This window comes from Mameliella sp. MMSF_3455, from assembly GCF_030733205.1.
In the GTDB taxonomy this organism is placed as follows: domain Bacteria; phylum Pseudomonadota; class Alphaproteobacteria; order Rhodobacterales; family Rhodobacteraceae; genus Antarctobacter.
Genome location: NZ_JASHJL010000050.1, coordinates 1 through 20,079, shown reverse-complemented (window position 1 = coordinate 20,079; position 20,079 = coordinate 1). Strand labels below are relative to the sequence as shown.

At 65.5% G+C, this 20,079-nt stretch carries 22 protein-coding genes; 10 read left to right on the top strand and 12 right to left on the bottom strand.

The window, feature by feature from the left end:
* The 5 genes from RBB42_RS24235 to RBB42_RS24215 all read right to left on the bottom strand — a co-directional run bounded on the left by RBB42_RS24235 (position 1) and on the right by RBB42_RS24215 (position 4,462).
* Positions 1-744: a proteasome-type protease gene (locus tag RBB42_RS24235; protein WP_305972250.1), complete on the bottom strand. Its 744-nt coding sequence runs from the start codon at positions 742-744 to the stop codon at positions 1-3.
* Positions 745-855: 111 nt separating this feature from the next.
* Positions 856-1,653 carry a transglutaminase family protein gene (locus tag RBB42_RS24230; protein WP_305972249.1) on the bottom strand — a complete coding sequence of 266 codons (798 nt, stop codon included), beginning with the start codon at positions 1,651-1,653 and terminating at the stop codon, positions 856-858.
* A 16-nt stretch (positions 1,654-1,669) separates the two neighbouring features.
* Entirely contained in the window at positions 1,670-2,611 is a 942-nt protein-coding gene (locus RBB42_RS24225) for an alpha-E domain-containing protein (RefSeq protein WP_305972248.1), read from the bottom strand.
* A gap of 6 nt (positions 2,612-2,617) precedes the next feature.
* Positions 2,618-4,042, bottom strand: coding sequence for a circularly permuted type 2 ATP-grasp protein (locus RBB42_RS24220; RefSeq protein ID WP_305972247.1), 1,425 nt, complete (start codon positions 4,040-4,042; stop codon positions 2,618-2,620).
* 162 nt (positions 4,043-4,204) lie between these two features.
* On the bottom strand, positions 4,205-4,462 hold the full coding sequence (locus RBB42_RS24215) for a DUF2312 domain-containing protein (protein WP_043146416.1): 258 nt from the start codon (positions 4,460-4,462) through the stop codon (positions 4,205-4,207).
* 146 nt (positions 4,463-4,608) lie between these two features.
* On the opposite strand from RBB42_RS24215, the gene RBB42_RS24210 reads away from it, so the two are divergent.
* A complete protein-coding gene (locus RBB42_RS24210) occupies positions 4,609-4,824 on the top strand; it encodes a hypothetical protein (protein WP_305972246.1) in 216 nt (71 codons plus the stop codon).
* 316 nt (positions 4,825-5,140) lie between these two features.
* Here the strand turns inward: RBB42_RS24210 and RBB42_RS24205 are convergent, their stop codons facing one another.
* On the bottom strand, positions 5,141-5,353 hold the full coding sequence (locus RBB42_RS24205; RefSeq protein ID WP_305972245.1) for a hypothetical protein: 213 nt from the start codon (positions 5,351-5,353) through the stop codon (positions 5,141-5,143).
* A gap of 27 nt (positions 5,354-5,380) precedes the next feature.
* Positions 5,381-5,701, bottom strand: coding sequence for a TraR/DksA family transcriptional regulator (locus tag RBB42_RS24200; RefSeq protein WP_306043848.1), 321 nt, complete (start codon positions 5,699-5,701; stop codon positions 5,381-5,383).
* A 140-nt stretch (positions 5,702-5,841) separates the two neighbouring features.
* On the opposite strand from RBB42_RS24200, the gene RBB42_RS24195 reads away from it, so the two are divergent.
* The 4 genes from RBB42_RS24195 (at position 5,842) to RBB42_RS24180 (ending at position 8,123) form a co-directional block, all read left to right on the top strand.
* Positions 5,842-6,705 carry an MBL fold metallo-hydrolase gene (locus RBB42_RS24195; protein WP_305972243.1) on the top strand — a complete coding sequence of 288 codons (864 nt, stop codon included), beginning with the start codon at positions 5,842-5,844 and terminating at the stop codon, positions 6,703-6,705.
* Between the two features lie 118 nt (positions 6,706-6,823).
* Positions 6,824-7,249, top strand: coding sequence for a YeeE/YedE family protein (locus RBB42_RS24190; RefSeq protein WP_305972242.1), 426 nt, complete (start codon positions 6,824-6,826; stop codon positions 7,247-7,249).
* 1 nt (position 7,250) lies between these two features.
* Entirely contained in the window at positions 7,251-7,688 is a 438-nt protein-coding gene (locus RBB42_RS24185) for a DUF6691 family protein (RefSeq protein ID WP_305972241.1), read from the top strand.
* Between the two features lie 9 nt (positions 7,689-7,697).
* Complete coding sequence (locus tag RBB42_RS24180) at positions 7,698-8,123, top strand: protein tyrosine phosphatase family protein (protein WP_305972240.1); 426 nt, start codon at positions 7,698-7,700, stop codon at positions 8,121-8,123.
* A gap of 107 nt (positions 8,124-8,230) precedes the next feature.
* On the opposite strand, the gene RBB42_RS24175 is transcribed toward RBB42_RS24180, so the two are convergent.
* The 5 genes from RBB42_RS24175 to RBB42_RS24155 form a co-directional block, all read right to left on the bottom strand.
* Complete coding sequence (locus RBB42_RS24175; protein WP_305972239.1) at positions 8,231-9,406, bottom strand: FliM/FliN family flagellar motor switch protein; 1,176 nt, start codon at positions 9,404-9,406, stop codon at positions 8,231-8,233.
* Positions 9,407-9,518: 112 nt separating this feature from the next.
* On the bottom strand, positions 9,519-12,203 hold the full coding sequence (locus RBB42_RS24170; protein WP_305972238.1) for an ATP-binding protein: 2,685 nt from the start codon (positions 12,201-12,203) through the stop codon (positions 9,519-9,521).
* On the bottom strand, positions 12,200-12,493 hold the full coding sequence (locus RBB42_RS24165; protein ID WP_305972237.1) for a hypothetical protein: 294 nt from the start codon (positions 12,491-12,493) through the stop codon (positions 12,200-12,202). Before RBB42_RS24165 ends, RBB42_RS24170 begins: the two co-directional genes overlap by 4 nt.
* Positions 12,490-12,858, bottom strand: a complete 369-nt coding sequence (locus tag RBB42_RS24160) for a response regulator transcription factor (RefSeq protein WP_043146447.1) — start codon at positions 12,856-12,858, stop codon at positions 12,490-12,492. Before RBB42_RS24160 ends, RBB42_RS24165 begins: the two co-directional genes overlap by 4 nt.
* 165 nt (positions 12,859-13,023) lie before the next feature.
* The gene (locus RBB42_RS24155; protein WP_305972236.1) at positions 13,024-14,331 is read right to left on the bottom strand and encodes a helix-turn-helix domain-containing protein; all 1,308 of its coding nucleotides are present in this window, start codon (positions 14,329-14,331) and stop codon (positions 13,024-13,026) included.
* A gap of 223 nt (positions 14,332-14,554) precedes the next feature.
* Here RBB42_RS24155 and RBB42_RS24150 point away from each other — a divergent pair, with 223 nt between their 5' ends.
* The 5 genes from RBB42_RS24150 to RBB42_RS24130 all read left to right on the top strand — a co-directional run bounded on the left by RBB42_RS24150 (position 14,555) and on the right by RBB42_RS24130 (position 19,847).
* Entirely contained in the window at positions 14,555-15,901 is a 1,347-nt protein-coding gene (locus tag RBB42_RS24150; RefSeq protein WP_305972235.1) for a substrate-binding protein, read from the top strand.
* Between the two features lie 128 nt (positions 15,902-16,029).
* The gene (locus RBB42_RS24145; protein ID WP_305972234.1) at positions 16,030-17,037 is read left to right on the top strand and encodes a branched-chain amino acid ABC transporter permease; all 1,008 of its coding nucleotides are present in this window, start codon (positions 16,030-16,032) and stop codon (positions 17,035-17,037) included.
* A gap of 4 nt (positions 17,038-17,041) precedes the next feature.
* Positions 17,042-18,241 carry a branched-chain amino acid ABC transporter permease gene (locus tag RBB42_RS24140; protein WP_305972233.1) on the top strand — a complete coding sequence of 400 codons (1,200 nt, stop codon included), beginning with the start codon at positions 17,042-17,044 and terminating at the stop codon, positions 18,239-18,241.
* Positions 18,242-18,253: 12 nt separating this feature from the next.
* Positions 18,254-19,009 (top strand): ABC transporter ATP-binding protein, encoded by a 756-nt coding sequence (locus RBB42_RS24135; RefSeq protein WP_305972232.1) that lies wholly within the window; start codon positions 18,254-18,256, stop codon positions 19,007-19,009.
* An 82-nt stretch (positions 19,010-19,091) separates the two neighbouring features.
* Positions 19,092-19,847, top strand: a complete 756-nt coding sequence (locus RBB42_RS24130) for an ABC transporter ATP-binding protein (protein ID WP_305972231.1) — start codon at positions 19,092-19,094, stop codon at positions 19,845-19,847.
* The last annotated feature ends 232 nt before the right edge of the window (positions 19,848-20,079 follow it).

Genomic DNA, 20,079 nt, shown 5'->3' with positions numbered 1-20,079 from the left:
CTAGTCGCCGGGCATCGACCCAAAGGCCGGCAGGCTGTCCAGCGCCTGTTTCAACGCATCGCCCCACCCCTGGCTGATGGTCTGGAAGTAGGGATCGTCCTGTTCGACCCGCCCGGTGTCGCCGCGCACCAGGCTGTCGACCGTGTAAAGGTGATAGTCAAAGGGCGCGCCGACGGTCAGGTTCGCCTTTACTGTGCTGTCGAAACTGACCAGCAGCAGCTTCATCGCCTCGGCGAAACTCAGGTCCGGATCGTAGGCCCGCACCAGGATCGGGCGGCCGTACTTGATCTCGCCGATCTGGAAAAACGGCGTGTCCGGCCCGGCCTCGATGAAATTGCCCTCGGGGTAGATCAGGAACAGGCGTGGCGGGCCGCCGGCGATCTGCCCACCCAGGATCAGCGTGGCGTTGAACACGGAAGAGGCCCGCTGGCCGGTATCCGAATGGCGCGCGATGACGTCCCGCAGCGTGTCCGCCACCAGCCGCGCCACCTGGTACATCGAGGCGGCCTCGAGCACCGAGGGGTTGCGCTCGCCATGCGCCTTGACGCGCTCGTCAAGCTCACTGACGACGGCCTGCGTGGTGGCCAGGTTGCCGGCGCTGAGCAGCGTGATCACGCGGTCGCCCTCGGCCTCCCAGATCTTCATCTTGCCATAGGTCGAGATATTGTCGAGCCCGGCATTGGTGCGGGTGTCGGACATGAAGACCAACCCCCGGTTCAACATCATCCCAACGCAATAGGTCATCCCGCGCGTGCCTTTCCTGCCCGTGTCCAGTTGCCTTCTACGGTCAGGACCGGGACCCGGCAAGCGCCAGTTCCGGGCAGCACGGTTTCCGTGGCGGGACGTGCCGCGCGGTTACTGCTGTGCAACCTCTATTTCCACGTCCAGCGCCTCCAGCGCACCGCCCTGCCGGGTGCCGCGCACGGGCGCCGCGTCGTGATAATCCATGCCGGTGGCCACGCGGACATAGCGCTGGTCGGGCGAAATGCAGTTGGAACAGTCGAAACCGACCCACCCCAGCCCCGGCAGATGCGCCTCTGCCCAGGCGTGCATGGCGTCCTGTTCGGTGGTGTGATCCAGCATCAGGTAGCCAGAGACATAACGCGCCGGCAGGCCCATCTCGCGGGCGCAGGCGATGAAGACATGGGTATGGTCCTGGCAGACCCCACTGCCCGCAGAGAGCGCTTCCTCGGCGGTCCAGTCGGATTCGGACGATCCGACCTCGTACTTCACGGCGTCAGCCACCGCTGCCATCAGCGCGTGGGCGCGATCCAGTTCGGTATCGCCCGACACGCTGCGCACCAGCGCGCGCACGCCCTGCCCCGCCTTGGTCTGCGGCGTTACCCGGCGATAAAGCCAAAGCGGCGCCGGGCCAAGGTGCCGGCCCACGACGCCGTGGTTGTCGGCCAGTTCGACATCGCCCTCGCAGGTGATGACCAACTCCTGCGAGCCGCGATCGATCTCGATCAGGTCGACGGTGTTCTGGTGATGGTCGGTATAGGACAGCGTCTGATTGCCGCCCGTGACCGAGGTTTCCCAGCGCAGCACGTTCTGGCTGTGCCGCGACTTCGGCGTCTTGCGCAACTGTTGCAGGCCAAAGCTCACCGGTTCTTCGAAACGGTAGCGGGTGATGTGGCGGATGGTCAGGATCATCGGGGCCTCTGGGCAGTCATTCGTAGAACCGGTAATCGACTTCGATCTGGCGTCCCAGGTCCCCCAGCAGCAGCAGCATCTTCTGGATGAACTCGTGCAGGCCGTAGTCGAACACCGCGTCGATATCGAAACTCAGGTAGGCGCGGTCGATATGGTCGATCTTGGCGTAAGAGGCCGCCCGTTCACCATAATCGCTTCCGAGGAAGCCGAGGTTGTCCCGCAGCTTGCGCGCACAAAAGGCCAGCGACCGCGGCATCCGGCGGTTCAGGATCAGGAACTGCGCAATGTCGCGCGGCTCTGTCGAGGCGCCGTACTCCATCCGGTAGCCCCCCTGCCCCGAGACGGACCGCAGGATGGTTTCCCACTGCACGTTGTCGATGGAGGTGCCCACCGCCGTGACCGATGGCAACAGGACATAGTATTTCACGTCGATGATGCGGGCGGTGTTGTCGGCCCGTTCCAGAAAGGTGCCGATGCGGGCGAAATCGTAGATGTCGTTGCGCAGCATGGTGCCGTGGGTCGCGCCGCGCACCAGGCCGGTGCGCTGGCGGATCATGCCCAGCACCTGCGGCAGGTCGCGTTCGCTGACCTTGCGCGCCAGCACTTCCTTGACCCGCATGTAGGTGCCGTTCATCGCCTCCCAGACCTCGCCTGTCAGGGCGGTGCGCACCAGCCGGGCGTTCAGTCGCGCCTGTTCGACACAGGACAGCACCGACGACGGGTTGTCACGCGACCGCAGCAGCCAGTCGATGGCCGCGTCCTTGGTCACGGTCTCATGTCCCGCGATATACCCGTCCAGCGCGCCCGCCGTTTGCAGGACCGAGCGCCATTCCTCGTCCGAGGCGCCCATGCGGGTCAGTGCGATCCGCTGCCCGGTCTCGATCAGGCGGGCGGTGTTTTCGGCGCGCTCCAGCGCGCGGTACATCCAGAACAGGCCGTTTGCCGTTTTTCCCAACATCCCGCGTCAGTCCTCCAGCACCCAGGTGTCCTTGGTGCCCCCACCCTGGGAGGAGTTCACCACGAGCGAGCCCTTCTTCAGCGCCACGCGGGTCAGTCCGCCCGGCGTGATGTTGATCCCCTTGGGGCTGACCAGCACATAGGGCCGCAGGTCGACGTGGCGCGGCGCCAGGCCCGACTTGGTGAAGATCGGCACGGTCGACAGGCTCAGCGTCGGCTGGGCAATATAGTTGCCGGGCCGCGCTTCCAGCTTCTTGCGGAATTCGGCCAGTTCCTTCTTGCTGGCGGTGGGGCCGATCAGCATGCCGTAGCCGCCAGAGCCATGCACCTCCTTGACCACCAGTTCCTTGAGGTTGTCCAGCACGTAGGCCAGCGACTCCTTGTCGGAACAGCGCCAGGTTGGCACGTTTTCCAGCAAGGGCCGTTCGCCGGTGTAGAACTCGACGATTTCAGGCATGTAGCTGTAGATCGCCTTGTCGTCTGCAATGCCGGTGCCCGGCGCGTTGGCGATTGTCAGATTGCCTGCGCGATAGACATCCATGACCCCCGGCACGCCCAGCGCACTGTCGGGGTTGAAGGTCAGCGGATCCAGGAAATCGTCGTCGACCCGGCGATAGAGCACGTCGATCGGCTTGTACCCCAGGGTCGTGCGCATGCACAGCCGGCCGTCCTCGACCCGCAGATCATGGCCTTCGACCAGTTCGACACCCATCTCGTCGGCAAGGAAGCTGTGCTCGAAATAGGCCGAGTTGTAGATCCCCGGCGTCAGCAGGCCGACGGTGGGCTTGCGCCCCAGCCCCTCGGGGGCGCAGGCAGCAAGGGAATTGTAGAGGTCGCCGGGATAGGTCGACACGGGCTGCACCCGGTTCTCCAGGAAGAGCTCGGGGAACATCTGCAGCATGGTCTCGCGGTTTTCCAGCATGTAGCTGACGCCCGACGGCGTACGCGCGTTGTCCTCGAGAACATAGAATTCGTCGGGCCCGGTACGCACCAGATCGATGCCGACGATATGGGTATAGACCCCGCCCGGCGGGCGCATCCCGATCATCTCGGGCAGGAAGGCATCGTTGCGCGCGATCATCTCTTCGGGCAGGCGCCCGGCCTTCACGATCTCCTGGCCGTGGTAGATGTCGTAGAGAAAGGCGTTGATCGCACGCACCCGCTGTTCGATCCCCCGGCTCAGCTTTTGCCATTCGCGGCCGGAAATGATGCGCGGAATGATATCGAAGGGGATCAACCGTTCCTCGGCTTCGGCCCTTCCGTAGACGTTGAAGGTGATCCCGGTGAGGCGAAACAGGTCCTCCGCCTCACGTTGCTTGGCCCTCAGATGCTTGGGTTCCTCGGCTTCGAACCATGTATTGAAGGACTGGTAGGGCCTGCGTACCTTGCCCTCCGTGCCCAGCATCTCGTCAAAATAGACTTGATCGTTCATGCCCGTGCGGTCCACCCCATCACTGTCTTGTAACAGGTACGCTAACGGGCCGTGACGAGTGGTGCAACGGGCGTGAAAGGCTGTGTTGATCCCGTTGCGGGCAAATTGCTCAATAACCGGGCAGAGCGCGCCGGACCCCGGCCCGCCCTGCCCCGTGGGCCGTCAGCCCATGCCCAGCGCGGCCTTGTACATGTCTAGCACCGCCTCTTCCTCGGCGATGTCGTCGGCATCGCGCTTGCGCAGGGCGATCACCTTGCGCATGACCTTGGTGTCATAGCCGCGTCCCTTGGCCTCGGCCATGACCTCCTTGATCTGCTCGGCGACCTCCTTCTTTTCCTCTTCGAGCCGCTCGACCCGCTCTATGAACTGCTTGAGTTCGCCCGCGGCGACGCCGTAGCTGTCGGTTCCCGTATCCTGCATGTCTGCCTCTTCAGCCTCGTGACCGTATAGGGCCCTTCGATACCCCAGGCCCGTGTCCCCCATCAAGAGCGCGCAAGCCGGGGCTTGCACTCTGCGGCGGGCTTGCGCTAGGCGCAGCGGCGTAGACATCCAGGGGGACAGCGACAATGGCAGCACTGATCTGGGGAGGCGCGGCGCTCTCTTTGGCCGGACTGGTCGGGCTGGTCTGGTGCATCGTCCGCGTCTGGACAGCGCGGCGGGCCAACCTGTCGGACGAGGACCTGCGCGCGGTGGTGCGCAAGGTCGTGCCACTGAACATGGGCGCCCTGTTCCTGTCGGTGATCGGGCTGATGATGGTGATACTGGGGATCTTCATGGGCTGAGGCCCCGGATCCCAACCGGACCGCGCGGAACACCGCAGGGTAACACCGCGCGGTGCTGTCAGCGTTCCTTAACCGCCGGCGCGCAGTCTTGCCCGCGATCGATCACTGAAAACCGGATCACCTGGCCCCTCCGGGCCACCCGTGATGCGCGCGACGAGGGGGCCAACACCCCCGATGGGCCGGGGCCTGGCAATCCCGGAATTCCGATCCATTTCGGCGGCCGCCGTTTTCAGCCCTTTCCATAGGGACCACAGGCAACCCCGCCCGGCCGGACTGGCCGACGGCGGGCGTTGGCGCGCGCCCCGGACCGTGCGCGTTACACAGGCATGTTGTCAAAGCCGTCCTCGGCCTCGTCCTCGTGATGCGCCTCGACCATTTCGCGCGCCCATGCGGGGATCTCGGCACCGACGCCTTCCAGCCCCAGAACCGCCTGTTCCAAGTGGTCCATCAGCTCATCGCGCGCCTCGCCCTTGGCTGCCGCCAACTCCTTGCGCAGCGATTCGAGCCGCGCCTCCAGTTCCTTCGACATGTCATTCCTCCTGGCCTTGGGGCCGCCTCAAACCTCGGCGGCGCAGGTCTTGCACAGCGGCGACTCGGGCACCGCTTCCAATCGTTGTGCTGAGATCTCCTCACCGCAGCGGGTGCAGATCCCGTATTCACCACGCGCCATACGCCCCAGGGCGGCGCGTATCCGCGCCACCTCGGCCTGGCCGCTGGCGCCCAGCCGTTCCAGCACCTCTTCGCCTTCGCGCTCGATGGCCTGATCCTCCCAGTCCTTCGAGTGCGGCGCCTCCAGCGCCTCTTCGATCCCGTCCAGCCGCACACCCAGTGCGCGCAGCCGTTCAAGCAGTGCCAGTTTCCGTGCGTGGTGGGACATGATGCAAGACTCCGTGACCTTTCCGGCACTCTGTCAAACCGTCGCAGCGCACACCTTGATGCATATCAATCGCACCTTCCCTCTTGAAACATATTCACATTTGTGTATATGAATATCCAGACTGTTTGGAGGGAACCGACATGAAACCGGAAGTCACAGCCTTCTTCGACGATGCCACGAACACGATCTCCTATGTCGTGCGCGATCCGAACGGCATGTCCTGTGCCATCATCGACAGCGTTCTGGACTTCGACTATTCGTCCGGTCGTACCGACACGAAATCAGCCGACGCCGTCATCGGCTTCGTAAAGGACAAGGGCTACAAGGTCGAGTGGTTACTGGAAACCCATGTCCATGCCGACCACCTGTCCGCGGCCCCCTACATCCAGGAAGCCCTGGGCGGCAAGATCGGCATCGGCGACCGCATCAAGATCGTGCAGGACACCTTTGGCAAGGTCTTCAACGAAGGCACCGAGTTCCAGCGCGACGGCTCGCAGTTCGACCAGCTCTTCCAGGAGGGCGACTCGGTCCACATCGGCCAGATGCGCGTCGACGTGCTGCATACCCCCGGCCACACGCCCGCCTGCCTGACCTATGTCATCGGCGACGCGGCCTTTGTGGGCGACACGCTGTTCATGCCCGATTTCGGCACCGCGCGCTGCGACTTTCCCGGCGGGTCTTCGGAAACGCTGTACGACTCGGTCCAGAAGATCCTGGCCCTGCCGGACGAGACCCGCATCTTCGTCGGCCACGACTACAAGGCGCCGGGCCGCGACGAATACGCCTGGGAAACCACCGTGGGCGAACAGAAGGCCGCCAATGTCCACGTCGGCGAAGGCAAGACCAAGGAAGATTTCGTGCACATGCGCGACAGTCGCGACGCCTCGCTGGCCATGCCAAAGCTCATCATCCCCTCGCTGCAGGTGAACATGCGCGCGGGCCAGATGCCGCCGGCGGATGAAAAGGGCGACGTCTATCTCAAGGTCCCGGTCAACAAGCTCTGACCCTGACGGCACTCTGCGCGGGGGCGCGTCCCTGCCTCCGCGCAGAGGCACCTTCCAGAGCGACGTTCTCCCGAGGCGAACCGGGAACCGCCCGGACCGCAAAAAAGGAAACATAAATATGCCTATAGACTGGATCTGGGGCCTGATCGGCGGCTTGCTGATCGGCACGGGTGGCGCTGTCTACCTGCTTGGCAACGGCCGCATCATGGGCGCCAGCGGAATCATCGGCGGGCTCGTCGATGGCTCGGGGTGGTCCACGGCCGCCGAACGCGTCGTCTTCCTGGTGGGCGTGGCGCTGCTGCCCGTGCTGCTGATGCCCTTTTACGGCGCCGTCGACACCCATATCACCGACAATTACGCCGTGCTGGTGGCGGCCGGGCTGCTGGTCGGTGTCGGCACGCGCATCGCCAATGGCTGCACCTCGGGGCACGGCGTCTGTGGCATGTCCCGCCTGTCGGTGCGCGGGATCGTGGCCACCTGTTGCTACATCCTTGCCGGCGGCCTCGGCGTCGTCCTCTTCCGCCACATCCTGGGAGTGATCTGACATGGCACGACTTATTGTTGCATTCCTCGCCGGCGGGCTGTTCGGCGCCGGGCTCTTCGTTTCGGGGATGACCGACACGACCAAGGTGCAGGGCTGGCTGGACGTCTTCGGCGCCTGGGACCCGACGCTGGCCTTTGTCATGGGCGGCGCCATGATCCCGATGGCCATTGCCTGGCTCATCCGCAGCCGCCGCACGACCTCGGTCACCGGACTGGCGCTGCCGCCGGCGCCCTCGAAGGAAATCGACGGCAAGCTGATCCTCGGCTCCGTCATGTTCGGGATCGGCTGGGGACTTGTCGGGCTCTGCCCCGGCCCCTCGATCGCCTCGCTCAGCTATGGCGGTTCCGGCCTCTATGTCTTCCTCGCGGCGATGATCGGCGGGATGCTGATTGCACCGATGCTGCGCGCGCGGCTGGACAGGGCCGTTCCGGCGGAATAAACCGAACCCATGACACCGCGCGTATTGACCGACCAGTATCACGTCTCTCCCCAGATCGACCCCGAGGATGCCGAGGCGATCAAGGCCGCGGGCTATGCCCTGGTCATCGACAATCGGCCCGATGCAGAGGTTCCGCCCTCGCACCAGGCCGACGCGATGCGCCACGCGGTCGAGGCGCAGGGCCTGCGCTTCGAGGTGCTGCCGATCACGCATCAGACCATGACCGCCGAAAACATCCTGCGGCAGGCAGAGCTGATCGCCGGTGCCGAAGGGCCGGTCTTGGCCTACTGTGCCTCGGGCACGCGCTGTTCGGTGATCTGGGCGCTGGGGCAGGCAGAAACGCTGGGCGCCGATGCGGTGATCGAGACGGCGGCCAAGGCGGGCTACAACCTGGCCGGGCTGCGCCCGACGCTGGAAACCCTGTCCAAGCCCTGAGCGGATGAACGGCGGGCTCCCGCGTCCGCGACACGGGGCCCAGCCTTTCATCAGCGCGCCCTTGGCCCTGCTCACTGCGCGCGCAACTGTTCTTGATAGCGCGGCGCTCAATCCTCTTCGAAATCGAAGTCCAGCGGCGCGGCGTCAAAACCATCGCCCATGTCGATCTCGGGCAAGGCGGCCATCGGTTCCCCGCCGCCCTCCGCCGAACTGTCCTCCCCGAGGTCCGAGAAATCGAAATCTCCGCCGTCGAAATCCATCGGCGGCAGGTCGGGCAGCTCTTCCCCGGCAGGTTCTGCCACCTGCGGCAGGTCGGGCACGACCGGTTCCGGCACCGCCGCCGGCGCGCCAGGTCCGGCGCCTGCCTCTGCCACCGGGTCCGCGTCGGCGGCCATCCCCAAAGAGGCCGCCGTCACCCCTGTTGACGGCCAGTTCAACCGCACCGCGCGCAACCCGTTCAACTGGCCCAGCCGACCACGCGCGACCAGGTCGCCACGGCCCGCCGTCACCTCGACCTTGTCCAGCGCATCCGGGGGCAGCGTGAGCAGGTCGCCGGGCTTCAGCGCCTCAGCCCGGCCCAGCGGCAGGGTGATCCGGGCCAGCTTGGCATCCAGCCGCGCGGCAACCCGGCTCAACCGTTCCTCGTGCGGGCCGACGCCCGCCCCGGCCTCGGTCCTGTCCTGGCTCAACTTGCGTTCCGGCAGGAAGATCGTCATTCGCCCGCGCCTGCGCCCAAGAGCAAGGTCGATCTCGGCCCGGAAGGCGCGGTAGGCCGCCGCGTCAAGGATCAGTCCCGCTGCGCGCGAATCCTCGAGCATGGCGCCGAAACGGTAACCGTCCAACTGCGGGTGCAGCGGATGCCCCTCCATCGTGCCGGCCAGCCGGGTCAGGGCGCCGTCGATCAGGGGCGCCATCATGGCGGCGTCCGTCTGTGTCAGGATCCGGTCTTCCTCGACCGGCATCTGGGTGACTTGCTGGATGGTCTGCACCTCGACCACGCCGGTCAGCACCTGGCGGTCGACAGAGACAAGGCCCAGCGCCCCTTCTGGCCCATCCAGCAGGATCAGCAGGTCGCGCGGGCCCAGCGCCTCGACAACCTCGTCCTGGTCGAGCATCTCGACGGTGACGGATTGCGTCACAAGCGCCAGGTCCCAGAGCACGTCGGCGGTGCGCGACAACGCCCGGCGCAATGCCTTGGGCAGCGACATGCCGCGCGCCTCATAGGCGCGCTGAGCCGCCTGGGCTTTTTGCCCAAGTACGTCATTGCGTGCACCGTCAGCCATGCAGAAAATCGCCCGTCATCAACAGCCTCCACTGCCCGTTATCAGAGGATTTGGTTACCAACCGCTTTAACGATCTGGCTTTTGTCGGGAAAATCGACAGGGGCCGCGCGCCCTATTGCGCCGCCATTGCCTGCCGCACCGGCAGCGACACGCGAAAGGCCGCGCCGCCACGATCCGGAAGGTAGGAAATATCGCCGCCCAGCCGGGTCACGATCTGGCGCGAAATCGCCAGCCCCAAGCCCGCGCCGCCGGCCTTCTGATCGCTGACCCGGGCGAATTTCTCGAAGATGACGTCCTGCGCCTCGGGCGCCACGCCGGACCCGTTGTCGATGAAATCCACCAGCAACTGGCCCCGCGCCTCGGTCACGGAAATCCGCAGCTCCGGCTCTGCGGCGTCGCAGTATTTGCGCGCGTTGGAAATCAGGTTGATGAAGACCTGGCTCAGCCGCTCGACATCGGTGGTCAGCCGAACCTGTTCACCAACCCGGCGCCGGATCACCCGGATCCCGGACCCGGCCTCATCGGCCAGCGCCGCCGACACCGCGCGGTCCAGGATGTCCTCCAGCCGCCCATCGGTGAGGTTCAGGTTGACCTGGCCGTTTTCCAGCACCGACAGGTCCAGCAGGTCGTCCAGCAGCCGGGTCAGGCGCATCGCCTCGTCATGGATGATCGAGGCATAGCGATTCTGGTCCGCCCGGGTCAGACCCTGTGTATCGCGCAGGATCTCGGAAAAGGCGCGGATCGAGCTCATGGGCGTGCGCAACTCGTGGCTGATCTGGCTGAGAAAGGCATCCTTTTGCACCGAAAGCCGCGTCAGCTTGTCGTTGGCGCGGCGCAGCTGGGCGGCGGTGCGGCTCAGTTCCAGCGACTGCGCTTCCAGCCGGGCGGAATATTCCATCATCTGCGCGGTCTCGTCGGCCACGGCCATCAGGTCCTCGACCGAGACCATCGCCCCGCCGGTGATCTGGCCGACCATCGCATGGGCCGTGGCCGCCCCCACCGATCCGGCCAGTTCGCGTTCCAGCACCTGAAGGAATTCCGGCGTCGGCGCGGGCAACTCGCCCTCCAGCCCCTGCGCGCGGGCCTCGCGCAGGAACAGCGCCTGCGCCTCGTCGGACCCCAGGATTCGCTGGGTCATGACCATCAGGTCCTCGCTCTCGGCGGTGCTTTGCAGCCAACTGCGCGGCCCGGTGCCCGCCGCCCGGGCCGACACGAACTGCGCCCCCTGCAACCGTTCCAGCGGCGAGGCGGCGCTGAACAGTGACCCGCCGACAAAGGCCAGCGTGTTCAGAAGCAGGCTCCAGAACACGGCGTGCAGCAGCTTGTCGTCGAAACTGATCCCGAACAGCGCCTCTGGCCGCAGCAGCGTGAGTCCCAGAGGACCGTCTGCGAGCCAGCTTGCGGGCAGAACCGTGCCGGGGCCGAAACTGGGCAAGTACAGCGTGTAGAGCCAGATCGAGAATCCCGCCGTCAGCCCCGCCAGCGCCCCCACGCGGGTCGCCCCGCGCCAAAAGATTCCGCCCATCAGCGCCGGGAGCACCTGCGCCACGCCGGTAAAGGCGATCAGGCCGATGGCGGCCAGTTCGGTCCGCCCTCCGGACAGCGCGTAATAGAGATAGCCCAGCAGCAGCACGCCCGCGATGGACAGCCGCCGCGACAGCAGGACCACGTTGCGCACATCGCCAGAGACGCTCGCCGTGCCCTCGCGCAGGCGCAGCCAGACCGGCATGACGATATGGTTCGACACCATTGTCGACAGCGCGATGGCTGCGACGATCACCATAGAGGTGGCCGAGCTGAATCCGCCCAGGAAGGCCAGCAGCGCCAGCCCCTCCTGACCCTGGCTCAGTGGCAGGGTCAGCACGAAGAGATCGGGGTTCGCCCCCTCGGGCAGCAGGTCGAGCCCGGTCACCGCAATCGGCACGATGAACAGGCTCATCGCCATGAGGTACAAGGGGAACGCCCATGCGGCCATGCGCAGCTGGGCATCGTTGTCGTTCTCGACCACCAGCACCTGGAACATCCGCGGCAGGCAGAGGAAGGCCGCCGCCGACAGCAGCATGATCCCGGCCCAACGGCCGTTGTTCACCTGCCAGGTGCCCAGTTCCGAGGCATCGATCCGCGCCAGCGTCGCGGCCACCCCGCCGGAAAGCCCCCAGACCACGAAGACCCCCAGCGCCACCAGCGCGGTCAGCTTGACCACCGCCTCGACGGCGATGGCCATGACGACGCCGTGGTGGCGTTCATTGGCGTCCAGGTTGCGCGTGCCGAAGATGACCGTGAAGACCGCCAGTCCGGCGGCCACCCAGAAGGCGGTCAGGCTGTTGCCGGCCTCCTCGATCGGGACCGGTTCGGAAAACACCTCGACCGAGAGCGTCACGGACTGCAGTTGCAGCGCGATATAGGGCGTCGTCCCGATCACCGCGAGGATGGTGACACCGATCCCCAGCAGGTTGGATTTGCCATAGCGGGACGAGATCAGGTCGGCGACGGAGGTGATGCGCTGGTTGCGCCCGATCCGCACCAACTTGCGCAGGATCCACCACCAGCCCAGCATGACCAGGCTGGGGCCAAGGTAGATCGTCAGATACTCGAACCCGTTGCGGGCCGCGCTGCCCACCGCGCCGTAGAATGTCCAGGCGGTGCAGTAGATCGAGAGGGACAGCGTGTAGACGATGGGCGCCCGCAGCCAGCGCACCCGCCCGCTCTGCGCCGCACGCTCGGCAAAGAAGGCAACACCAAAGAGCAGCGCGACATAGGCGATCGAGATCGCCGCCAGCAGGTTCAGAATGCTCACGGATCCTCACCCTCGGGCAGTGGCGAGACGTTGCGCGCACGCCCCAGCAGGCGGACCAGCCGCGCCGCTGCCAGCGCGAGCCCCAGCCAGATCCCGAAGATATAGACCAGCACCAGCGAGGCGGGCACCGGCGCATCGGCCCCCCGCCACAGCAGCGGCAGCCACCACAGCACCCAGCCCAGCAGGGGCAAGGCGCAAGCCGCGTCGATCAGGCGGCGGCGGCGAAAGCTCTGGCGTTCGACCTGGAACGGCGCATGGCGCACGGGCGGCTTGCCCGGCGGGCGGGTCATTGCGCCGACAGGGCCCGCACGGCGTCGAGCACCTCGGCGTTCGAGAAGGGCTTGGTCATGAAGCGGCTGGCGCCGGCGCGCTCGGCCATCTCGCGGTCCTTGCTCTGGCCCCGCGCGGTCAGCATCAGCACCGGCAGGTCGGAATGGGCCGGGTCCTCGCGCAATTCGCGCAGGATGTCGTAGCCCGACCGCCCCGGCAGCATCACGTCCAAGATCACCACGTCGGGCGCCCGGTCGCGCACGATCTGCGCGGCGTCGGTGCCGTTGGAATGTGTGTGCACCTGCCAGCCATCGCGGGACAATATGAACCGGATCGCTTCGATGATATTCGGCTCATCCTCGATCAGCAGAACCTGTCCGCCCATGTCTTCCCCCCGCATCCCGCCTCCCAGGTCTTGTTGCGCCCAACGTCAAGCAGGTGGATCGAACTTATGCGGTATTTGCGACCTCTGTCAAAAACCACTTGGCCCTTCGATCGGTTTTCTGGCCCGCGGGAAACCGCCATGTGCGCGCGGCAGCCCCCGGGGGGTTCAGCGCCGGACCGAGGCCAGGATCGACGGTTCGCGCCGCCCCTCGCAGGATTCACGGGGGCAGACGCGGCAGGCCACGCCCAATTGCGGCAGGGTCGCGGGCGGTTCCGCCCCCTGCGGCAATGGACGCACCAGCATCTGCGCCTGGTAGAGCGGATCCGCATTGACCGCCGGGCCGGCCTGCGGCGTGGCGAGGGCATCGGCCCAGAGCACGGCACCGCTGCGCCCGACCTGCATGACAGGCCCGGCTAGGATCACATGCGGACGCGACAATGCCCGGTAGAGCGGCCAGAGCGGACAGGCCGCGCCGAACCGGGGCATGGGAAAATCCGGCAGCGGCTTGCGATAGGTCAGCACGCCCGAGCTGTCGCAGATCGCGAGGCCGACCGGGGTCGGCAGGTCCTCGGGTGACATGGCGGCAAGGCGGCGCATGATACAGGCCGGATCGGCACCGAGGGCCGCGGCCAGCGCCGCCGGGTCGGGGCCGTGCGCCTCGACCGCCGGGCGCAGCCGGTCCAGCGGCAAAGCCGCGGCATCACTGGCATAGCGGTCCAGCCAACCCCGCAAGAGCCCCCGCGCCGGACCGGACAACCCCCGGCCCAGCTTGGCCAGCGCCGCGTCCCGGTCTTCCCCGGCTTCCAGCTCGGGCACCGTGTGCCCCGCCTTTTCCAGCGCCGCGTCCAGCTCCTCTTGCGGTGCGCCGGTTTCCAGCGGCGAGGTCTCGTCCGCCTCCAGGTAGGTGACAAGCCCACGGCTGGTCTCGGCCAGGCGGGCGCTGTCCTCGTAGATGTTGCGGTGAAACCGCGCCTGCCATTCCGCATCCACCTCGCCCGGCTCGGCCAGGATCGAGGCGGCAGAGCGGATAGCCGTCACGGTCGACAGCATCTCGTGCAGCGAGGCGGCCAGATGCGGGTCATGTGTCATGCGGTCGTTCAGCGTCTCGAGGCTACGTTCCAGCTGGGCGACGCGGGTGCGGCTGTCGGCCAAGAGCTGCGCCCAGCCCGGAAAGCGCCCGGCGAATTCATCGACCCGGTCCAGTTCCGCCGAAACCTGCGGCATGTCGGCGGCAGCCTCGCGCAGCGACGAGATCAGCGCGGCGCCCGCGCCTTCTGTCAGGGCGGCCGGCTCGACGCGCAGGATTTCGGCGATCGACAACAGCAGCTTGCCGCCGATTCTGCGGCGATTGTGCTCGATAAGATTCAGGTAAGATGCAGAGATACCGGCCTTTCGGGCCAGATCAGCCTGTTTCATGCCGCGCAGCACCCGTCTTTCGCGGATTCGCGATCCCGTCAGCGTATCGCGGGGCATGGGGCTTTCCTTTGCCGATTCAAGGGGTTTCTGCAACGCAACATAAACACCTTTACAGAATACCACTGTCTACTTTTCAGACGTTGACAAAAAAAGTGTTACTCGTAAAGCGCTTGTTGCGCAATTTTCCATCCCCCTGCCATACTGCGTTTGCACAGATGTGCGAACGCCCCCGAAGACTGAGGAGAATTCCGGGGCGGCTTTTTCGAAACGGGAGGATTTCATGTCCAAACTCAACGTGACGCGCCGTGGCGTGATCAAGACTGGTGCCGTGGCCGGTGCCGGCCTGGCGCTGCCCACCTACCTGTCGGCAGCCAGCCACTCGGGCTATACCAACGCACCCACCGGCAGCACCGTGACCCTGGGCTTCAACGTTCCGCAAACCGGCCCCTACGCAGATGAAGGCGCAGACGAGCTGCGCGCCTACGAACTGGCGGTCGAGCACCTGAACGGCGGCGGCGACGGCGGCATGCTGTCGACCTTCTCGTCCAAGGCCCTGGACGGCACGGGCATCCTGGGCAAGAAGGTGGAATACGTCACCGGCGACACCCAGACCAAATCGGACGCCGCGCGCGCATCGGCCAAGTCGATGATCGAAAAAGACGGCGCCATCATGATCACCGGCGGCTCCTCCTCGGGCGTGGCGATCGCGGTCCAGGGGCTCTGCCAGGAAGCCGGCGTCATCTTCATGGCCGGCCTGACCCACTCGAACGACACCACCGGCAAGGACAAGAAGGCCAACGGTTTCCGTCACTTCTTCAACGGTTACATGTCGGGTGCCGCGCTGGCGCCGGTGCTGGCCAAGATGTACGGCAACGACCGCAAGGCCTATCACCTGACCGCCGACTACACCTGGGGCTGGACCCAGCAGGAATCCATCGCCGCCGCCACCGAGGCACTGGGCTGGGAAACCGTCAACAACGTGCTGACGCCGCTGGCCGCCACCGACTTCTCGTCCTACATCGCGCCGGTCCTGAACTCGGGCGCCGACGTGCTGGTCCTGAACCACTATGGCGGGAACATGGTCAACTCGCTGACCAACGCCGTGCAGTTCGGCCTGCGCGAGAAGGTCGTGAACGGCAAGGACTTCGAGATCGTCGTGCCGCTGTATTCGCGCCTGATGGCCAAGGGTGCCGGCGCCAACGTCAAGGGCATCTTCGGGTCCACCAACTGGCACTGGTCGCTGCAGGACGAGGGGTCCAAGGCCTTCGTCAAGTCCTTCGGCACCAAGTACGGCTTCCCGCCGAGCCAGGCCGCGCATACCTGCTACGTCCAGACCCTGCTGTACGCGGATGCGGCACAGCGCGCCGGGTCGTTCAACCCCTGCGCCATCGCCGAAGCCCTGGAAGGTTTCGAGTTCGACGGCCTGGGCAACGGCCCGACCCTCTACCGTGCCGAAGACCACCAGTGCTTCAAGGACGTGCTGGTCGTGAAGGGGAAAGACAACCCGACCTCGGAATTCGACCTTCTGGAGATCGTCGAAGTCACGCCGCGCGCGCAGGTCGAATACGCACCCGATCACCCGATGTTCGCAGGCGGCTCGCTGGGCTCCTGCAACCCGGGCGCGTAATCACGCCGGGCCCTCGCGGGGCCGCGTGACGGGCAGGGCCATGTGCCCTGCCCACCCAGCACACTCCCCCTCGGCCCGCTGACACGGGTCCTCTCTTTTTCCGCACTCCGACCGCAAAGGGTGGGACAATGGACGCCATCATCCTCCAAGTTCTGAACGGGCTCGACAAGGGCTCGGCCTATGCGCTGATCGCGCTGGGACTGACACTCATCTTCGGCACGCTGGGCGTGGTCAACTTTGCGCATGGCGCATTGTTCATGATCGGCGCCTTCTGCTCGGTGACACTGCAACGTATCCTGAACCTGTCGTTCGAGACCGTCGATCCGACCCGGACCGACTTTCTGGGCAACCCGCTCAAGGTCAAGACACCCTATGTCGAAAGCTGGTTCGGGCCTGAAATGGGATCGACCATCATCGACTGGTCCGTACCATTGGCCATCCTCTTTGCCATCCCGATCATGATCCTCATCGGCTTCGTCATGGAACGCGGGCTGATCAAGCATTTCTACAAGCGCCCGCACGCCGACCAGATCCTTGTGACCTTCGGCCTGGCGATCGTCCTGCAGGAAGTCATCAAGTACTTCTACGGCGCCAACCCGATCCAGACCCCCGCCCCCGAGGCGCTGACCGGCGTGGCTCAGCTGACCTCGACCATCGTCTACCCGATCTGGCGGATCGTCTACTTCTGCTTCGCCGTCGCGATCATCGGCGCGGTCTTTGCCTTCCTGCAGTTCACCACCTTCGGCATGGTGGTCCGCGCCGGCATGGCCGACCGCGAGACCGTGGGCCTGCTCGGCATCGACATCGACAAGCGGTTCACCCTGATGTTCGGCCTCGCCGCCGCGGTCGCGGGCCTGGCGGGCGTGATGTACGGGCCGATCAACGCGCCCAACTATCACATGGGGATGGATTTCCTCGTGCTCAGCTTTGTCGTGGTCGTCGTGGGCGGCATGGGGTCGCTTCCGGGCGCCGTCGCCGCCGGGTTCCTGCTGGGCATCCTGGAAAGCTTTGCCTCGATGAAAGAGGTCATCACCCTCGTGCCCGGCATCAACCAGATCATCATCTACCTTGTCGCCATTGTCATCCTTCTGACCCGCCCACGCGGTCTGATGGGTCGCAAGGGCGTGATGGAGTAAGCCCATGTTCGGACTGGACAAGAAAGACAGCACCCTGCTGCTCATCGTGGCGCTGCTCACAATGCTCGCGCCCTTCATCCTCAACCCCTTCCCGACCGATAGCGGGCTGGCACAGTTCAACGCCGGTTACCCGGACCTGATGCAGCGCTTCGTGATCTTCGGTATCTTCGCCATCGGCTTCAACATCCTCTTCGGCCTCACCGGTTACCTGTCTTTCGGTCACGCCGCCTTCCTGGGGGTGGGAAGCTACTCGGCGGTCTGGATGTTCAAGCTGCTGAGCATGAACATCCTCCCGGCAATCCTGTTGTCGGTCGTCATCGCGGGGCTCTTCGCGCTGGTCATCGGCTTTGTCAGCCTGCGCCGGACAGGGATCTACTTCTCGATCCTCACCCTGGCCTTTGCACAGATGTCCTTTGCGCTGGCCTACTCGGTGCTGACGCCGCTGACCAACGGCGAAACCGGCTTGCAGCTGACGCTTGACGATCCGCGCATCCTCGGGGCCTCGGCCACTGCCGACGGGTCGATCCCGGTGACCAACCTCTTTGGCCTGGAAATGCGCGCCGCCACCGACATGGTCGTCGGCCCGTGGAGCTTCACCTTCTCGGTCGGGTACTACGTCTGCGCGGTGGTCATGCTGATCTCTTTCTACCTGGCGATCCGCATCTTCCGCTCGCCGTTCGGCATGATGCTGCGCGCGATCAAGTCGAACCAGCAGCGCCTCAACTACACCGGCCTGAACCCCAAGCCCTACACTCTGGCGGCCTTCGTGATCTCCGGCATGTATGCCGGTCTGGCCGGGGGCCTGATGGCCGCGATGGACCCGCTGGCCGGCGCCGAGCGCATGCAGTGGACGGCCTCGGGCGAGGTCGTGCTGATGACCATCCTGGGCGGCGCGGGCACGCTGATCGGCCCGGTGCTGGGCGCCGGCGCGATCAAGTACATGGAAAACATCTTTTCCAAGATCAACGACAACGTGCTGCACGGCTGGTTCGCCTTCCTGCCGGACGGGATCGAGGACTTCGTCGTCTTCGTCATCCATCCCTTCGTCGGCAAGGGCTGGCACCTGACGCTGGGCATCATCTTCATGCTTGTCGTGACCTTCCTGCCCGGCGGCCTTGTCGAAGGCGGTCAGCGCATCGCCCGCTTCTTCAACCGCAAGAAGGCCGACGATCCCAAGTCGGCCAGCACAGAGCCCGCGGAATAAGGAGACAGACTGATGGGTATTCTTGAAGTCAAGGACGTGGGCAAGCGCTTCGGCGGTCTCAAGGCCCTCTCGGACGTGACCCTCAGCGTGGCGGAAAACAGCTGCCACGCGATCATCGGACCGAACGGCGCGGGCAAGTCCACCCTGCTGAACTGCCTGGTGGGCAAGCTGATCCCCGACACCGGGTCGGTCATGTTCCAGGGCCAGTCGGTTTTGGGCCGATCCCCGCACGAGATCAACCAGATGGGGATTTCCCGCGTTTTCCAGACGCCCGAGATCTTTGGTGATCTGACCGTGTTCGAGAACATGATGATCCCGCTTTTCGCCAAGCGCGACGGGGCCTATCGCCTGCATGCCATCGAAACCGTGATGAACGAGAAATCGCTCATCGAGGAGGCCGAGAAGATGCTGGACGAGGTGAACATGCTGGACAAGCGCCACATGCATTCCGCCTCGATGTCCCGCGGCGACAAGCGGCGGCTGGAGATGGCCATGTGCCTGGTGCAGTCGCCCAGGCTGCTGCTGCTGGACGAGCCCACCGCCGGCATGGCGCGCGCCGACACCAACAACACCATCGACCTGCTCAAGCAGATCAAGGACGAGCGCGACATCACCATCGCCATCATCGAGCACGACATGCACGTGGTCTTCTCCCTCGCCGACCGGATCACGGTCCTGGCGCAGGGCACGCCGCTGGTCGAGGATGCGCCCGAAAACATCAAGGGCCATCCCAAGGTGCAGGAAGCCTACCTGGGCGAAGCGCACTGAACCGTCACAAAGCGCCTCGGCCTTGCGCCGGGGCCTCCACCCATGAGGTTCCGGGTCAGCCCCGGGACGGGAGAAGCCAAAGATGAACGTCCGCCCCGATTTTTCCAAGAACGCCAACATGGCGGAAACCGCCCCCGCCTTCCTCTCGGTCTGGGACATGCATTCCTACTACGGCGAGAGCTACATCGTGCAGGGCATCAGCTTCAACGTGCACGAGGGCGAGATCCTGGCCCTGCTGGGCCGCAACGGCGCCGGCAAGACCACCACGCTGCGCTCGATCGCCCGACTGGACGACCCGCAGGTCAACCACGGCGAAATCTGGCTGGACCACCAGCCCCTTCACACCATGAAGGCGCACCAGGCCGCCATCGCGGGTCTCGGCCTTGTCCCCGAGGACCGGCGCATCATCCCCGGCCTGACGGTCGAGGAGAACCTGCAACTGGCCCAGATCGCGCCGCCCATCGGCTGGTCGCTGGAACGGCTCTACGACCTGTTCCCGCGCCTGGGCGAACGCCGCAAGCAGGAGGGCACCACCCTCTCGGGCGGCGAACAGCAGATGCTGGCCATCGCCCGGGCGCTGGCGCGCGACATCAAGGTGCTGCTGCTCGACGAACCCTACGAGGGCCTGGCCCCGGTCATTGTCGACGAGATCGAAAAGACCCTGCGCCACATCAAGGAACAGGGCATGACCACGATCATCGTCGAACAGAACGCGGTGCGCGCACTGCAACTGGCCGACCGGGCAGTGATCCTGGACACCGGCTCCATCGTTTTCGACGGCAGCGCCGCCGAGGTGCTGGAGAACGAGAGCCTCCGCGCGGAATACCTGGCGATCTGACCCGGCGCGCTGCACGGCAAGACCCGCCGAGGCCGTACAGGACTTAGGAACCACTTGATTTCGGGGGCGGGGAGGTTTTCCCTGCCCCCGAGCATTTTCTGGAGGAGAGCCCAATGAGCACCACCTATCCCCCGTCCGCAGATATGGTGAAACACGCCCACGTTGACGCGTCGCGGTATGACGAGATGTACGCGCGGTCGGTGTCCGACCCCGAGGGGTTCTGGGCGGAGCA

Bases quoted from the DNA above. Each gene is read 5' to 3' on its own strand.
- RBB42_RS24225 (WP_305972248.1), bottom strand. From the start codon at position 2,611: ATGTTGGGAAAAACGGCAAACGGCCTGTTCTGGATGTACCGCGCGCTG.
- RBB42_RS24235 (WP_305972250.1), bottom strand. From the start codon at position 744: ATGACCTATTGCGTTGGGATGATGTTGAACCGGGGGTTGGTCTTCATG.
- RBB42_RS24230 (WP_305972249.1), bottom strand. From the start codon at position 1,653: ATGATCCTGACCATCCGCCACATCACCCGCTACCGTTTCGAAGAACCG.
- RBB42_RS24155 (WP_305972236.1), bottom strand. From the start codon at position 14,331: ATGCCCCGCGATACGCTGACGGGATCGCGAATCCGCGAAAGACGGGTG.
- RBB42_RS24180 (WP_305972240.1), top strand. From the start codon at position 7,698: ATGACACCGCGCGTATTGACCGACCAGTATCACGTCTCTCCCCAGATC.
- RBB42_RS24145 (WP_305972234.1), top strand. From the start codon at position 16,030: ATGGACGCCATCATCCTCCAAGTTCTGAACGGGCTCGACAAGGGCTCG.
- RBB42_RS24140 (WP_305972233.1), top strand. From the start codon at position 17,042: ATGTTCGGACTGGACAAGAAAGACAGCACCCTGCTGCTCATCGTGGCG.
- RBB42_RS24130 (WP_305972231.1), top strand. From the start codon at position 19,092: ATGAACGTCCGCCCCGATTTTTCCAAGAACGCCAACATGGCGGAAACC.
- RBB42_RS24220 (WP_305972247.1), bottom strand. From the start codon at position 4,042: ATGAACGATCAAGTCTATTTTGACGAGATGCTGGGCACGGAGGGCAAG.
- RBB42_RS24200 (WP_306043848.1), bottom strand. From the start codon at position 5,701: ATGTCCCACCACGCACGGAAACTGGCACTGCTTGAACGGCTGCGCGCA.
- RBB42_RS24215 (WP_043146416.1), bottom strand. From the start codon at position 4,462: ATGCAGGATACGGGAACCGACAGCTACGGCGTCGCCGCGGGCGAACTC.
- RBB42_RS24165 (WP_305972237.1), bottom strand. From the start codon at position 12,493: ATGACCCGCCCGCCGGGCAAGCCGCCCGTGCGCCATGCGCCGTTCCAG.
- RBB42_RS24190 (WP_305972242.1), top strand. From the start codon at position 6,824: ATGCCTATAGACTGGATCTGGGGCCTGATCGGCGGCTTGCTGATCGGC.
- RBB42_RS24175 (WP_305972239.1), bottom strand. From the start codon at position 9,406: ATGGCTGACGGTGCACGCAATGACGTACTTGGGCAAAAAGCCCAGGCG.
- RBB42_RS24135 (WP_305972232.1), top strand. From the start codon at position 18,254: ATGGGTATTCTTGAAGTCAAGGACGTGGGCAAGCGCTTCGGCGGTCTC.
- RBB42_RS24205 (WP_305972245.1), bottom strand. From the start codon at position 5,353: ATGTCGAAGGAACTGGAGGCGCGGCTCGAATCGCTGCGCAAGGAGTTG.
- RBB42_RS24195 (WP_305972243.1), top strand. From the start codon at position 5,842: ATGAAACCGGAAGTCACAGCCTTCTTCGACGATGCCACGAACACGATC.
- RBB42_RS24150 (WP_305972235.1), top strand. From the start codon at position 14,555: ATGTCCAAACTCAACGTGACGCGCCGTGGCGTGATCAAGACTGGTGCC.
- RBB42_RS24210 (WP_305972246.1), top strand. From the start codon at position 4,609: ATGGCAGCACTGATCTGGGGAGGCGCGGCGCTCTCTTTGGCCGGACTG.
- RBB42_RS24185 (WP_305972241.1), top strand. From the start codon at position 7,251: ATGGCACGACTTATTGTTGCATTCCTCGCCGGCGGGCTGTTCGGCGCC.
- RBB42_RS24160 (WP_043146447.1), bottom strand. From the start codon at position 12,858: ATGGGCGGACAGGTTCTGCTGATCGAGGATGAGCCGAATATCATCGAA.